The sequence below is a fragment of the Marinomonas vaga genome, from assembly GCF_055388305.1.
The window spans coordinates 1,153,588-1,168,632 of the sequence record NZ_AP043903.1 but is presented as its reverse complement, the minus strand read 5'-3'; the positions used below and the strand labels follow the sequence as shown (position 1 = coordinate 1,168,632).

13 protein-coding genes are annotated in these 15,045 nt (G+C 48.8%); 3 read left to right on the top strand and 10 right to left on the bottom strand.

Going from position 1 to position 15,045, the window contains the following annotated elements:
• Nucleotides 1-33 precede the first annotated feature (33 nt).
• The 4 genes from trkA to def form a co-directional block, all read right to left on the bottom strand.
• A complete protein-coding gene (gene trkA / locus ACZ5DR_RS05455) occupies nucleotides 34-1,407 on the bottom strand; it encodes a Trk system potassium transporter TrkA (protein ID WP_377366134.1) in 1,374 nt (457 codons plus the stop codon).
• 385 nt (nucleotides 1,408-1,792) lie between these two features.
• Nucleotides 1,793-3,115, bottom strand: a complete 1,323-nt coding sequence (gene rsmB / locus ACZ5DR_RS05450) for a 16S rRNA (cytosine(967)-C(5))-methyltransferase RsmB (protein ID WP_377366135.1) — start codon at nucleotides 3,113-3,115, stop codon at nucleotides 1,793-1,795.
• Nucleotides 3,112-4,107: a methionyl-tRNA formyltransferase gene (gene fmt / locus ACZ5DR_RS05445; protein WP_377366136.1), complete on the bottom strand. Its 996-nt coding sequence runs from the start codon at nucleotides 4,105-4,107 to the stop codon at nucleotides 3,112-3,114. The genes rsmB and fmt overlap by 4 nt, the downstream gene beginning before the upstream one ends.
• Before the next feature lie 104 nt (nucleotides 4,108-4,211).
• Nucleotides 4,212-4,721, bottom strand: a complete 510-nt coding sequence (def, locus tag ACZ5DR_RS05440) for a peptide deformylase (RefSeq protein ID WP_377366137.1) — start codon at nucleotides 4,719-4,721, stop codon at nucleotides 4,212-4,214.
• Between the two features lie 203 nt (nucleotides 4,722-4,924).
• Here def and dprA point away from each other — a divergent pair, with 203 nt between their 5' ends.
• A complete protein-coding gene (gene dprA, locus ACZ5DR_RS05435; RefSeq protein WP_377366138.1) occupies nucleotides 4,925-6,118 on the top strand; it encodes a DNA-processing protein DprA in 1,194 nt (397 codons plus the stop codon).
• Between the two features lie 11 nt (nucleotides 6,119-6,129).
• Here the strand turns inward: dprA and ACZ5DR_RS05430 are convergent, their stop codons facing one another.
• Nucleotides 6,130-6,546, bottom strand: a complete 417-nt coding sequence (locus ACZ5DR_RS05430; protein ID WP_377366139.1) for an RNA-binding S4 domain-containing protein — start codon at nucleotides 6,544-6,546, stop codon at nucleotides 6,130-6,132.
• Between the two features lie 43 nt (nucleotides 6,547-6,589).
• Here ACZ5DR_RS05430 and cysQ point away from each other — a divergent pair, with 43 nt between their 5' ends.
• Nucleotides 6,590-7,438 (top strand): 3'(2'),5'-bisphosphate nucleotidase CysQ, encoded by an 849-nt coding sequence (gene cysQ / locus ACZ5DR_RS05425; RefSeq protein ID WP_377366140.1) that lies wholly within the window; start codon nucleotides 6,590-6,592, stop codon nucleotides 7,436-7,438.
• Between the two features lie 2 nt (nucleotides 7,439-7,440).
• On the opposite strand, the gene ACZ5DR_RS05420 is transcribed toward cysQ, so the two are convergent.
• On the bottom strand, nucleotides 7,441-8,040 hold the full coding sequence (locus tag ACZ5DR_RS05420) for a TetR/AcrR family transcriptional regulator (protein WP_377366141.1): 600 nt from the start codon (nucleotides 8,038-8,040) through the stop codon (nucleotides 7,441-7,443).
• Nucleotides 8,041-8,174: 134 nt separating this feature from the next.
• Here ACZ5DR_RS05420 and fabF point away from each other — a divergent pair, with 134 nt between their 5' ends.
• Nucleotides 8,175-9,446 carry a beta-ketoacyl-ACP synthase II gene (gene fabF, locus ACZ5DR_RS05415; protein WP_377366142.1) on the top strand — a complete coding sequence of 424 codons (1,272 nt, stop codon included), beginning with the start codon at nucleotides 8,175-8,177 and terminating at the stop codon, nucleotides 9,444-9,446.
• 81 nt (nucleotides 9,447-9,527) lie between these two features.
• Here the strand turns inward: fabF and ACZ5DR_RS05410 are convergent, their stop codons facing one another.
• From ACZ5DR_RS05410 to ACZ5DR_RS05395, 4 genes are all read right to left on the bottom strand, one after another.
• Nucleotides 9,528-10,847 (bottom strand): TRAP transporter large permease, encoded by a 1,320-nt coding sequence (locus ACZ5DR_RS05410; RefSeq protein ID WP_377366143.1) that lies wholly within the window; start codon nucleotides 10,845-10,847, stop codon nucleotides 9,528-9,530.
• Entirely contained in the window at nucleotides 10,847-11,398 is a 552-nt protein-coding gene (locus ACZ5DR_RS05405) for a TRAP transporter small permease subunit (protein ID WP_377366144.1), read from the bottom strand. The genes ACZ5DR_RS05410 and ACZ5DR_RS05405 overlap by 1 nt, the downstream gene beginning before the upstream one ends.
• A 68-nt stretch (nucleotides 11,399-11,466) precedes the next feature.
• Nucleotides 11,467-12,492: a TRAP transporter substrate-binding protein gene (locus tag ACZ5DR_RS05400; RefSeq protein WP_377366145.1), complete on the bottom strand. Its 1,026-nt coding sequence runs from the start codon at nucleotides 12,490-12,492 to the stop codon at nucleotides 11,467-11,469.
• A gap of 441 nt (nucleotides 12,493-12,933) precedes the next feature.
• Nucleotides 12,934-14,820 carry a methyl-accepting chemotaxis protein gene (locus ACZ5DR_RS05395; RefSeq protein ID WP_377366146.1) on the bottom strand — a complete coding sequence of 629 codons (1,887 nt, stop codon included), beginning with the start codon at nucleotides 14,818-14,820 and terminating at the stop codon, nucleotides 12,934-12,936.
• Nucleotides 14,821-15,045 lie beyond the last annotated feature (225 nt).

The window sequence follows — 15,045 nt, the reverse complement described above, 5'->3', positions numbered from 1 at the left end:
TCATCAGGTATCAAAATAGTGTTATAGAATTATTTAAAAGAAGGTCAGCCCTACTTGGAACAACTGCTCTACTGCAGGTATCTGCTTCTTGTTAGAAACAAAGATGATCACATGGTCTTCCGCTTGGATCACCACATCTCCTGTTGCCAAGATGATCTCATCCCCTCGCACCACGGCACCTATGGTGGCCCCTTCTGGTAGGTTCAGATTCGCAATGCTGCGGCCGACTACTTTAGAGGAACGGTAATCCCCATGGGCAACGGCTTCTAAGGCTTCAGCGGCCCCTTTGCGCATAGAGTGAACGTTTACCACGTCACCACGACGGATATACGTCAGCAAAGAACTAATGGTGGTTTGTTGTGGTGAGATGGCGATATCGATCATGCCCTCTTGAACAATGTCCACATAGGCGGGGTTATTAATGATGGTCATAACCGTTCGTACCCCAAGCACTTTTGCCAACATGGACGACATGATGTTGGCTTCATCATTGTTAGTGATGGCACAGAATACGTCCGTAGACTCGATGTTCTCTTCCAGCAGAAGCTCCTGTTTAGAGGCATCGCCATTGAGCACTATGGTGTTATTTAAGGTTTCAGACAAATAACGACAGCGCTCTGGATCTCGTTCAATGATCTTAACCCGATACTCTTTTTCAAGACTCTGGGCTAAACGCTCACCTATGTTACCGCCCCCCGCGATGATGACCCGTCGGTAGGGTGTATCCAAGGGACGTAACTCGCTCATCACATCTAGCACATCTCGCTGAGCCGTCAGGAAGAACACTTCATCGTTGGCATGAATCAGGGTATTACCGTCTGGCTTGATGGATTGGCCGTTACGGTAGATGGCTGCAATTCGAGTTTGGATGGAAGGCATGTGTTCTTTTAAATAACTGATTGGGCGATCAATCAGTGGGCCGCCCTTTTCCGCTTTGACCACCACAAGCTGCACTTTACCTTCAGCAAACTCCATGACTTGTAGCGCGCCAGGATAGCGAATCAATCGGCTTAAATGCTTAGTCACTTCTTTCTCAGGACTGATGCGCACATCCATGGGCATGGCGTTATCGCCAAAGAACTTTGGATATTTTGAATAAGCGCTAGAGCGAACACGACCAATTTTTGTCGGGGTTTTGAAGAGAGTATGGGCTACCTGACAAGCGATCATATTGGTCTCGTCTTGGTTACTTACTGCAATGAGCATATCTGCATCATTACACCCAGCTTGATCTAATACATCTGGATGGGCACCACTGCCCTGTACCGTTTGGATGTCCAAGCGATCTTGAAGCTCTCGTAAACGGTTAGGGTCCGTATCGATTACCGTGATGTCGTTGTCTTCGTTAGCCAGGTTTTCTGCAAGGGTTGCCCCTACTTGGCCCGCGCCAATTATAATGATCTTCATTGCTTGCCTTAGCGCACACGGGCGCTCAATGTCGAAAAGCGCGGTCAGTTTATAGCAGATACCACGCCAAAAATTTATCGCAAATATTGTTCACATTCTAAACGTGATTGTCTGAATATTTAACGTTGATTCGGATATTTATTGATTTATTTTTGAGATAGGCAAATTAAGACAAGTGCTCAGTTGAAAAGCATCAAATATCGAATTCTTAGACATAGATTAAGACTTTTTTATTTGAGGGATTGGAGCTGATGTTTATTGGGGCTGATGGTTAAGTTTAGGTAGGGCGCGCAATGTTTCACATGAAACATCACTGTGCCAGATGTTAATCGTGGCACAGTGATTTGTTTTAAGCTGGACTGATAAGAGTCTGCTGCTTGTATTTTTAATGCTTTTTCAGCAAGCAGTAGTAGAACCCATCCTGCCCTTTGTGATCAGGAAAGATCTGAACACCATGACTTACCTGCTTTCCTATGCTGGAGTTGACCTTAGCATTGAGTAGGTTAAGTGGGGCTTCTTCTGCATCTGAATTAGCTTCTAAAAAAGCCGCTATCTGTTGCTCATTCTCTTCTGGCATTAAGGAGCAAGTGGCATACAGTAAATAGCCTCCTTGCTTCAGGGTTTTCCAAGTGGCTTCTAAGATGGACTTTTGGATGCCAGCCAGTGCGTCAATATCCCCAGGTTTTCGGTTGATCTTGATATCAGGGTTACGACGAATAACACCCGTTGCGGAACACGGTGCATCGAGCAAAATCTTGTCAAATGCATTGCCATCCCACCAATCTTGAGTAGCACTTGCATCACCGCAAATGAGTTTTGCACTCAGGCCAAGACGTTCTAGATTTGCTTCGATTCGTTCTAATCGCCAAGACTCTAACTCTACAGCGGTCAGATCAAGCCCTGCCTCTCGCTCAAGCAGATGCCCTGTTTTACCACCTGGTGCTGCGCAGGCGTCTAAGATTCTTTCATCCTTTTCAGGTGCCAAGATCATAGCGGCCAGTTGTGCTGACTCATCTTGAACACTTGAGAATCCATCAAAGAATTTAGGTAACGCATTTACGGAAGCTGCCTTTTCAAGATACAGACCTGAGTCTGAAAATGGCGTTTCATGTGAAACAATGCCCTCTTCGGAAAGCATTTTTGAGTATGTTTCACGTGAAACCTTGGCGGTGTTTACGCGAAGGCACATGGGTGGATGAGCATTCGTCGCTTCGAGAATCTGTTCGAAATCAGCATCCCAATGTTTTAGCAGGCGCTTAACCAGCCACTTAGGTAGGTTGTACTCCACGGAAGGTTGAGCTTCAAGGGATTCAAAAATCTCATCCTGCTCCCGTTGGTAACGACGCAAAATGGCATTCATCAACTTGGTGGCCCAGTCTTTGTTGAGCTGTCGACACAACTCAACGGACTCATTCACCGCCGCATGATCAGGGGTGTTCATATGGGTGATTTGATACAAGCCCATCAATAAGGTGGCGTACACATCAAAGTCTTTTTCTTCGAATGGCTTAGTGAGCAAGCTGAGTGCCACACTATTTAGCTGCGGGTAAAAACGACAAACACCAAAACAAAGCTCTTTCACCAAACCCTGTTGGTCTCCGGCTACCTCACCTATGTGTTTGTTAAGGTGAGTGGATAAGGACCCCCGCTGCAGCAGTACCTGTTCTAAGATCTTGGCACTGACGAGTCGTGGAGACGAACCGCTCATTGGTTATCTCCTGTCACACCGAGTCGTTTAGACACTTGTAATTGGTCTTTGAATTTACCGTTAAGAGCGTCCTGTACAGACATACGTTTACCGCCGGGGAACTGCAATTCTGTGATCAAGATAGATCCCATGCCTGTCGCAACGATCAAGCCTTCTTTGCTGACCATGGTGATTTCACCGTTCTCAAATTCTTGTTCGTCAGTACTGAGCAAGGTCGCAGCATGGATCTTCATAGTGCCGGCTGGGGTTGCTGTAAATGCCCCCGGCCAAGGTAATAAACCACGGATCTTACGGCTAATAGTGAGAGCGTCCTGAGACCAGTCCACTTCCCCTTCTTGCTTGGTGAGCTTGTCTGCGTAGCAAGTTAAGGCCTCGTCTTGAGATTCTCCTTTCAGTTGACCAACGCGCAAAGGCTCCAATGCAGCCACTAAGGCTTCGCCTCCTAACACCGCTAGGCGATCATGAAGTGAACCGGAAGTGTCCGTGGGTTTGATGTCGCACTCTTTCTTCAGCAGCATGTCCCCGGTGTCTAGCCCCACATCCATCTGCATAATGGTAATGCCTGTGATGGTGTCACCAGCAATGACTGCACGATGGATCGGTGCAGCACCACGCCAACGAGGCAGCAGTGAGGCGTGGACGTTAATGCAGCCAAGTTTAGGAGTATCTAATACCGCCTTAGGCAGGATTAAGCCATAGGCGGCAACAATCATGATGTCTGCATTCAAGTCAGCCAGCGCTTGGCGGTCTTCCTCAGCTTTGAAGTTTACCGGCTGGTAAACAGGAATATCATGCTGCTGGGCAAGTTGTTTCACTGGGCTGGCGACGAGCTTTTGGCCACGTCCTGCTGGACGATCTGGTTGGGTGTAAACCGCAACCAGCTCATAATCATTCTGTGCTTTCGTATCGATCAATGCTTGGAGACTGGCCGCAGCGAAATCTGGGGTGCCTGCGAAGACAATGCGTAATGGTGCTGTGTGCTGTGTGGTCATTGGGTCATGTGCTCTTACAACGAAAAATCAGGCCGTAGCCTGATCTTTTATAGAAATGTCGAGAGGCGAGGTTTGCACTCAACTCGGCTTAACTTCTGTGTGCCTTAGGCACGTTTTTTCTGTAGCTTCTGAAGCTTAGACTTAATGCGATTACGCTTAAGTGGAGACAAGTAATCCACCATGAGCTTACCATCAAGATGGTCGATCTCGTGTTGTACGCACACTGCCATCAGCTCGTCCGTATCCATTTCAAATGGCTTACCGTGACGGTCAATCGCTTTCACTTTTACTTTTGCAGCACGGTAGATGTGCTCGTAGTAGCCTGGTACAGACAAGCAACCTTCTTGGAATTCGTTTGGCTCATCATCAAGTACATCAAACTCTGGGTTGATGAAGACGATTGGCTCGTTACGCTCTTCCGAAAAGTCCATCACGACGATGCGGTAGTGGTAGTCCACTTGTGTTGCCGCAAGGCCAACACCTTGCTCTTCGTACATGGTATCTAACATGTCATCGATCTTTGTCTGCAGTGCTGGGTCATCAAATTGTGTGACAGGCTCAGCCACCTTACGCAGGCGCGGATCTGGGTATTCTAAAACGGGTAGTACAGCCATATTGGTATCCGGTTATCTTTTGCATGGTCTTGCCTTTGTAGGATTAGGGCGTACAAAGGCGTTTTCAATACCTCTATTGTAACTCAAGATTGATGAAAGGGGCGTATTTGTCTGGCTAAATTTTGTGCAATATGGTTAAATGCGCCGCGAAATTTATGAGATAACACTTCCCTTCTCACTCAGTGCCCGCAAAGGATTGCCGCATGAAAGATCTGTTATTCGGTCTGCCCACCGAGTCATGGCTTACTCTCAGTCTCATTCCAGGGGTAGGAACCGGTCGTCTTGCTCGACTATGGACTTATCTTGAGACCCTAGAAACAGAAAATGCTGAGCAGCAATTACTGTTTGATGAGTTACCCGATACGATCGCCTCAATTGATTACAAGACTCTGCGAGCCCTAGGCTGGAAAGAACATGGGGCGAATGCTGTGATGCGCTTCTTAGACCGAGGCGTTTTATGTCCTGATGTGGCGCAACAGCTGGAGCAAACTCAGAACTGGTTGCAGGCCCCCGATCACAGGATTGTCTTTCGTGGGACGCCGGAATACCCCAGTTTACTGAATGAAATCTCGGTACCGCCCACTCTGCTTTATGTACACGGAAACCCTAAAGCATGGGCTCAGCCAACTCTTGGAGTGGTTGGTGCAAGGGAAGCATCAGCCTATGGGCGGCAAGTGGCAGAGCACTGGTCACAGCAGCTCTCGGAAGCAGGCTTCACTATCACCAGTGGCGGCGCGCGGGGTATCGATACCTTTGCCCATCGTGGCGCAATTGCGGGCAATGGGCCCACGGTTGCGGTAATGGGAGCTGGCCTAAACACCTGGTATCCCCGTCAAAACAAAGATCTATTCGAGTCAATTTTAGATCACAACGGTGCTTTAATTAGTGAATATTCACTAACAACTGAGGTTAGGCCACAGCTATTTCCACCAAGAAATCGCATCATCAGCGGCATGAGTGCTGGAGTGTTTGTAGTGGAAGCCTCAGAACGTAGCGGTTCTTTGATCAGTGCACGCTATGCCTTAGAGGAAAATCGCGAAGTATTTGCCTTGCCAGGCCGTATTGGCGAGCCCCAGGCTGCCGGTACGAATCAACTCATCCGCCAGGGAGCCTCACTGGTGACCTGTGTGGACGATATCCTGTCTGAACTGCCTAGAACCTTGCGTCTGCCATTAGCAAATGCCCATCAAGAGGCAAAACATAAAGCCCTACCAGAGGGGTCTGAAGAGGCACAATGGTTGTTTAACTGTTTGCAAAAGGAACGCATAGGGATGGACTTTGATGCTTTAATTCGGCTTACAAAGTGGCAGGCACCGGATCTATCCCAGGTACTGATGGAGCTGGAATTGGCAGGCGTGCTTATAAATGCCCAAGGGCAATACCAGATTGCCCCTTAGGCCTGACAGGATCAATTGGAATTGAAAATGTCTCGTTTGAGTTGCTTGATGTCCCGACGCTCTTTCTTTGTCGGTCGATGGTCAGACATGATGCGACCGCCAAAGGATTTGTGCTCCGCGGCACGGCGCTCGCGTTTTTCGATAGAATCCCCTGTCTCCTGGTACAAGAGTTGGGCTTCAGGTGCCCCTCGGCGTTGTTCGCTTAACCCCAGAACTTCCACAGTGACTTCGTCCCATCCCTTACGAATAGTGATCAATGCCCCCAGCTCTACATTGCGTGCGGCTTTACCTTTGGCACCGTTGTACATGACCTTACCGCCATCGATGGCTTCTTTACAAAGACTGCGGGTTTTAAAGAAGCGCGCTGCCCAAAGCCATTTATCTAATCTTACTGCTTGTGATTGCGACTGTTTTTCTGCTTTACTCATAAGTTGGACACACGAATTATAAAATCGAAAGAAAAGTACCTTTATGCTGGATGTAAGTCGTCACCCAACCTTCAAGGCGTTGCAACAAATCATACACAATGCTGCCGATGCGATCATGGAGATTTATCAGAAAGCCGACCTAGGGGTCGAGCAGAAATCTGATGATAGCCCTGTGACGGCTGCTGATATTGCTGCGAATAAAGTCATTATGGCTGGGTTGCAAGCACTGACGCCAGATATTCCGGTGTTATCGGAAGAAGCGGTGGTACCTTTTGATGAGCGTAAAGACTGGCAATCTCTTTGGGTGGTGGACCCGTTAGATGGCACCAAGGAGTTTATCAAACGTAATGGTGAGTTCAGCATCAACATAGCTTTGGTCTCTGAAGGAGCTCCAATTTTAGGGATTGTCTTCTTACCCACCACTGGTGAAGGCTACTTTGGCGTGACAGAAACCTGGCAAGATATCGAGCCTTGTGCCATTAAATGGCACGGTGACAACTACGAATCCATCTCTGTTCGTGCGCCTCGAGAGCCTTTGGTGGCTATGACCAGCCGCAGCCATGGCCCTGCCCTGCCAGAAGATTTAAAAGAAACTTTAAAAGACACCTACGAACAAGTCCGTGAGTTGCCCAAAGGCAGCTCCATCAAAGGATGTCGTATTGCAGAAGGTATCGCTGACCTGCATTTGCGTCGTGGCCCGACGAGCGAATGGGACACCGCCGCTCAGCAAGCCATTATCGAAGCGGCTGGAGGCATGTTGATCGCACCCAATGGTGAGCCATTCCGTTACAACCAAAGGGAAACCCTACTTAATGGCCACTTCATTGTCGCTGGGCCAGAGATTGCCCCAGTAGTGTTGGACTGGTATCAGCAGAGCGACGACAAGGCCTAACGTTACGGGTTAGCTGTGTCTTGTGTTAAGCCCTGTTGAATTCTGCTTAAAATCCGCTGCTTCGCGCGCTCGACGAAGTCTGCTCGTAATGGCTGGGTGATAGATCGAGCAATACTGACCGTTCCTACCAAAGACACCACGGTCTCCTCTGATAGGCTTCTAGCCTGCTTCACCCCACGTTTATCTAAAATAGCCGCCAAACGATCCACCAAGCTGTCGAAGCATTCTTGATAAGTTTGACGTACCTTTTCATCTTGATGGGCGGCATCCGTCACCAAGAATTCTAGCGGTGACGGCAACTTAGGGTTTGGTTCACTCCAGCTCAGGTAGCGGGCAACAAGGGCTTTTAGATGTGACGGCTTAGCTTCTGTTTGCTTTTCACTGCGTGCCCAAAAACCTTGGTCCGTGGCGAACTTGAGAGCAGCCTCATAGAGGGCACTCTTACCAGAAAAATGGCCGTAGAAGGCCCCGTGGGTCAGATTGGCTTTCTTCATGATTTGATTCAAGGTGACTCGATCAAAACCATGGGCGCAAAACAACTTAGCTGCGGCTTGCAGGATCTTCTGACGGGATTGCTCTTTATGTTGCGGTGAATACGGCATGATCTCCTCCTGACGTGCTCAACTGCATGGGTGAATGATCAGTATAACAAGCCTCAGAATATTATCTTGATCATATAAAGTGCCACTCTAGCATAGGTCCCACGTGAGACAAGAACCCATGTGAGGACGACACAATGACCACAGCACAACGATATGTGATAACCGGAATGGGGCTGGTCACGCCGCTAGGAGTCGGCGTCGATGCAGTATGGAACAAACTGATTAAAGGCGAATCTGGCATTCGGCCCTTACCTATGAGTCTATCAGAAGGCCTGCAAACCCACATTGCTGGACAAGTTCCCTCCCACACAGAGGCGGACAATGGTTTAAACGAAGACGACTATTTGTCCCCAAAAGATAGAAAGCGCATTGATCTGTTTACCTTATACGCCATCGCCGCGGCGGATGAAGCGTTAAAACAAGCCCAATGGGCACCGCAAACGAACCAAGAGCAGGAGCAAACCGCTACCATCATTGCCACTGGTATCGGTGGCTTACCAACCATCACCGATGCTGAAGCAACTCGTATCAGCAAAGGCGCAAAGCGACTGTCACCTTTTACTGTACCGGCTTTCTTAGCCAATTTGGCGGCCGGCAATGTGTCCATCCGCCATGGCTTTAAAGGCCCTATTGGTACTCCAGTGACCGCCTGTGCTGCCGGAGTGCAAGCCATTGGTGATGCCCTACGCTTGTTAAAAACAGGGGAAGCCAAAGTGGCCTTAGCTGGCGGAACGGAAGCCTGTATTGATCCTTTGTCCCTAGCAGGCTTTGGGGCCTTGAAAGCCTTGTCTACTCGAAACGATGATCCGACTAAGGCGTCGCGTCCCTTTGACAAGGATAGAGAAGGCTTCGTCATGGGCGAAGGCGCAGGTTTGGTGGTGTTAGAAACCCTAGAACATGCTCTTGCTCGTGGTGCAACACCCTTGGCAGAAATCGTGGGCTATGGCACCAGTGGTGATGCCTACCATCTCACCGCAGGGCCAGAATCCGGGGAAGGCGCCGCCCGCGCCATGCAGCAGGCCATAAACATGGCCGGTATCGAAGCATCTGACATTGGCTATGTGAACGCCCATGCCACCTCGACCTCTGTGGGAGATCGAGGTGAAATCAACGCCCTGCGCTCTGTGTTTGGAGCTGGGGTGACGCAAGTGGCCATCTCCTCCACCAAATCCTCTACCGGACATTTGTTAGGTGCGGCTGGGGGTGTGGAGACCATCTTTAGTGCTAAAGCCATACTCAGCAACACCCTGCCCGCCACCTTGAACCTTCACCAACCGGAAGACGACATGGGAGATCTGGATTTGATTCCCTTAATTCCACGGCAAAAAGCGGTGGACTATGTGCTCTGTAACGGTTTTGGTTTTGGTGGAGTGAATGCTGCCCTGTTACTAAAACGCTATACATAACAGCATGTTAAGACATAACAAAAAAGCCACTTAGGGACACTAAGTGGCTTTTTCGTTTATAGGGTACAGATGCGAGCTTGGCTAATTCATTAGCTTGTTAGGCAACCAAGTCACCAGTTCAGGGTTGAACATTACAATGATCAATACCAATAGCTTGATCAATACGAACGGTGTCACCGAACGGTAGATGTCCAACATGGTGATACCTGGAGGCGCGATGCCTTTTAGATAGAACAAGGCAAAACCGTAGGGTGGCGTTTGCACTGCAATCTCGATGTTCAGAATCATCAAGATACCAAACCAGATCGGATCAAATCCCAAAGACACAGCGATCGGTGTGAAGATTGGCGCACACATCAGAACGATGATGAACTCGTCGATGATGAAGCCTAGCAACAGCATGATGATCTGGAACAGGATAATCACCATCATAGGTGGTAAGCCTAGATCCTGAGTAAAGCCCGCGACCATGTTTTGTACTCCCATCAATAGGTGGAAGTTACTGAACACGGTGGCACCGAAGATGATCCACATGGCCACACTGACCAGCACGGCCGCACGCATACCCGCGCTGCGTACCATCTTGGGTTTAAAGCGCTTAAAGAAGATCGCCAGAATAATGGCACCCACCACACCGATGGCACCGGATTCTGTTGGCGTCGCGATACCCATAATGATACTGCCCAATACCGCCACGATAAGCAGTAATGACAAACCACCGTCACGGGCCGTCAGGAGTTTCTCTTTCGTAGTCTTAGGGACTTCTGGTGTCGGATCTAACGGCGCTTTCTTCGGGTTCAGCTTACAGGAGATGATCACGTAAGTGATCAATAGCACGATCGTGATCAAAGCCGGAATCAAAGCACCGATGAACATACGACCCACAGAGTTTTGCGTAGAAGACGCAAACATGATCATAGGGATACTGGGTGGGATCAAAATACCCAAACCACCGCCTGCCATGATGACGCCGAGGGCTAGGCGTTTGTCATAACCACGCTCTAACATAGGACGCAAAGCAATACTGCCAGAGGTCATAATGCCTGCACCGATGATCCCTACCATGGCACCAATCATGGAACACACGATGATTACACTGATGGCTAGGGAGCCACGGATTTTACCGATCACTAGCTGACTTGCGCTGAACATGGCATCACCGATACCAGAGCGTGTCAGCAGCTGACCCATATAGATGTACAAAGGGATGGCCAACAGGATAAAGCTAAAATAAGTGCCTTCCAGAGTGGTTGGAATCACATTAAACAGGGCATCGCCCCAGGTCAGATAACCCACGCCCATGGCGATACCACCAAGCGCTAGGCCAACCGGTGCCCCCAAAGCAAAGGTCACCAAAATACAGACCAGCAGGATGCCGGTTAACAGTTCGATACTGATCATTATGCATCGTCCTCGTCGTCAAAATTTTGTTCAGGTAACAAGCGTTTGCCTGTTACTAGGTGGACGGCATCGTCTAACCAGTCGCTGGATAACTGTGCGATCAGCAGCACGCTGGCGATACAGATCATCACCCAAAAGTGGTGCATGTGTGGCGCCCACTCACTCTGACGGCGGTAATTAAATTCAATGGCTTCTTCGAACTTGCCTAGGCTCATCTTGCAAACAATCACCAAGAAGAAGATACCCAGAGCAAAAGACAGCAGGTTAAACAAGCTACGCACCCGAGGTGGCACCTTGTTGTAAAGAATATCAACGTTGATATGTCCACGGCGCTGCTGAGCGTAGGCACCGCCTAGGGCAGCAATATAGCCGAACATAAACAAAGACAGGTCATAAGCCCAAATGGTTGGCTTATTTAAGAAGTAGCGAGAAAATACTTCGAAAGCTACGACAAACGCCAAGGCTGGCATGACATAGGAAACAGATTTGCCGACGAATGCCACCACATGGTGTACCGCCTGGCAATAAAGCCTCATCGCAGTCAATAACATGGAAATGTACCTCGAGAATAAACGAAAAAAGGCGAGCGCTTAGCGCTCGCCTCTATAGAGACTAATGATTACTTCTGCTCTGCGCGAAGTACATCGATTAGACGTTTGCTGTAGGCATCTGATGCAGCGTATTCGTCCCAAAGACCTGCACCGGCAGCAGCCCATGCTTCTTTGTCCGCTTCGCTTGGCTCAGGAGACCATTGCAAGCCTTTCGCTTCCATCTCTGCAACCGCTTCTGCTTCCCATTCTTTAGACTTGGTTAGCTGCTCTGCTGCGTGAGTTTTAGTGGCTGCGCGAACTTCTTCTTTCTGTTCGTCAGTCAGCTTGTTCCAAGCGTTACGGTTCACGATGATTGGCAATACTTGAGCGCCAGCTAGAGGCAGTTTGTACATGTATTTTGCAACTTCAACGTGGTTACCATCGCGGTGATCGATCATGTTAGAACCGATAGAGCCGTCGATAACGCCAGTAGATAGAGATGTGTAAATTTCAGACCATGCTAGGGATACAGGTGATGCGCCTAGGTTACGTAGGAATTTACCGTATGCACCAGGTGCACGGATTTTTAAGCCTTTGAAATCTTCAACAGAGTTGATTGGCTCTTTCGTGATGATGTAAACCGGTGGTTGGATGTATGGGTCAAGCCATACTAGACCTTGAGAACCGTAGGCTTCTTTCAGGATCTCGCCCCAGCCTTTGTCGTAGAACAACTCATGTAGTTCGTCAGTGTTGTCGGTGCCACCAGGTAGACCGATCTCCACTACACCTGCTGGCAATTCACCGGCGTGCATAGATTGGAATGGTGCGCCCATAGTCACAAGACCAGATTTCACTGCACCTAGGATGCCTGTTGTACCGACACCTTCGCCAGAGTACAGAACTTGTACGCGAACTGCGCCGTCTGTATTGGTTTCAATGTTTTTCGCTAGGTTTTCGTAGATTTCACCGAATGCTGTGCCACGACCGTATAGGTTGGCAAAACGCCAGTTGTGGTCGGCTGCCTGAGCAGATGTTGCCACGGCACTTGCGCCAAGTGCGATAGCTAGAGAGCCCGTCACCAGCTGTTTTTTAACTTTTTGTAGCGCTTTTAACATGCATAACCTCTTGATTAAGTATTTCTTAAACAAGCCACGTCCTCCCCGACAGTGGCGCCGCGGAACGATACTTTCAAAAAGCTTGCACAAATTAAACCGTGCCGAATCACCCTAAAGTTTTGTGTTGACCAAACAAAGTGCCCTAGCTAAAAGCGCTTATAAATCAGTTAACTAGTTGATTTTTAAGGTGCGTTTTTGATTCTATTGAACCAAACTGGTGCAGATGTGATTACTGAGAGGAAGAACTAAGGCTGTTCTATAGAAAGTTGATTCATAAGACATTTTATCAATTAATTTGCCTGTCATCTCCCTCTGATTCAGATTTGTAACTTGTGTTTATGTCGTTGTGTTTCGTTTTGGTGCGAAATGTTGCTCGAAAGACAAAAAAAGAGAAGCTTGGCTTCTCTTTTGTAAGGCAGATGGCTTCTCAATTTTGAATGGCTAATCGAGCTGAAATTGAGACACCTGTTGAGACAAAGATTGCACGTGCCCATGGATGTCCCGACCAGAGCGCTGGATGTTTTCCGTGGCACCATGGTTATGCTCAATACTTTGGGCGATTTCGTCCATGTCTCGAGCCATTACTTGAGTGGTTTGTGCCACATCTCGAATGGCGGAGCGGATGGCATCCGTCTGTTGTGCGGCTTGCTGGGTGAGAGCTTCCACACTGTTAATCGAAGCAATGGCACTTTCGCCTTTTGCTCGGCCACTTTCAACCTGCTCCAAGCTACGACTCATAGACTCAATTACTTGCTTGGTCTCCAGCTGAATGCCTTCTACTTTTTGCGTGATGTCACCGGTTGCTTTAACGGTCTGCTCCGCAAGTGCTTTAACCTCGTCTGCGACGACTGCAAAGCCACGGCCTGCTTCTCCGGCGCGTGCCGCTTCAATGGCCGCGTTTAAGGCCAACAAGGTCGTTTGCTCAGCCACTCCTACAATCAGGTCAATGACCGAATCAATTTCCTTAGAGCGTTGCCCTAGACTGGCCACGCTTTGGTGAGTTGCCTCGATGGACTGGGCAACGGTTTGGATGGATTGGATAGCATCCGTGATCACATTGGCGCTGGATTGAGCGGACTGGTGAGCGTCATTGGTGGCTTGAGTCACCTGCTGGGTCATGTCTTCCACATGCAGAGCGGTTTGAGAGATTTCCTCTGTGGCGGTGGCCAAAGCGTTACTGCGGTCACGGATCTGTTCACTGCCGGATACGATGCTAAAGGCATCATCCCCTAATTGATCCGCCGTGGTCACCAAGTCTTGGTTGCTTTGCTGCAGACGCATCACTAGCTCTCGTAGACTTAAGGTCATGGCATCGGAAGTCGCTAACAGCTGGTTAAACTCATCCTTGTCATTTGATCCCTTGTGTTTGGAAGGTACGAGCTGACCTTGGGCAACGGCTTTTAGCTGGGCCAAGATTAACGCTATGCTTCGGTTCAACGAAATGATGACGGTTGCCATGACCACACCGATCAGCAAGGTCAGGGCAATCCCTCCAATGATCAACGAGATACGAGCCTGGTTAGCGGTATCATGAGCTTCCTGCTGGGCCATGCTGAGTAAAGGCGTTTGTAAATAGGACGTGGTATCCGATAAGGCTTGGTCGCTTTTCTCCCGTAGTGTTGTCAGTTGCTGACTTAAATCGGCCAATGCCAAAGCGGATTCTGTAACGGGTGTCAGCGCCGCTTGATACTCATCTAGTAAGGGATTAAACACATCTCCAAAGCCTATATCGTTGATCTTGCCGTATAGCTCTTGAAGTGCTGCGTTTAGGTCAGCTTGGGTCCCGGCACTTGGGTAGGCTAAAAATTCTTTTTCCTTGGCACGGATATCTTTAAACCCTGCGGCAAAGGCTTCAAACATCTTCAGCTTTTCATCCGCTTGGGCGGCTGATTGATTCAGTACCCCTATGGCGCCACTCTTTTCATCTGTACCTAAGGTCTTAAGCAAGGTCAGGCGTTTGGTTAGGGCGTTGAAGTAACCTGGTAACGCCTCTTGAACGTGATGAAGGTTTTCTCGTGCGGTGTCATCTAGGTAAGGGTTTTTCAAGGTACGTGCCAAGGTATCACTCTGTGACAACTTACCTAGTTGTGCTGTTAGTCCAGCAAAGCTGTGATGAGATGGTTTTTGGCTGGCTTGTTCCAGCTTCAATAAAGCGATTTCTAATTCGCTGATGTCCACATGGGACGCCGCAATAGCATTGGCACGCATGCCTGCTTCCTGCATACGTTGAAAGTTAACAATGGCGTACAGGCCAAATCCAGCGTAACCCAAACAGACTAATACCAAGATGGCGATTAATTTTTGGCGAACCGATAGGGACATGGGCATGAAGGGAAGCTCCGAATCAAGGGTAAGGCAAAAGAATTAAAAAAAAAGCCCTAGCGAGGGCTAGGGCAAGGAACGTTTGAAAAATTCTCTAAGAATGCTGCAGTTCTCTGCGGTTCCAAGAGCACTGAACGTGATTAACAAGGGTGATGCAATCAATGCTATTCAGTGCCCTCACCTTAAATAACGGCGCTTGGGATTGAAACGCTGTTGCTTCAATCTAAAGTT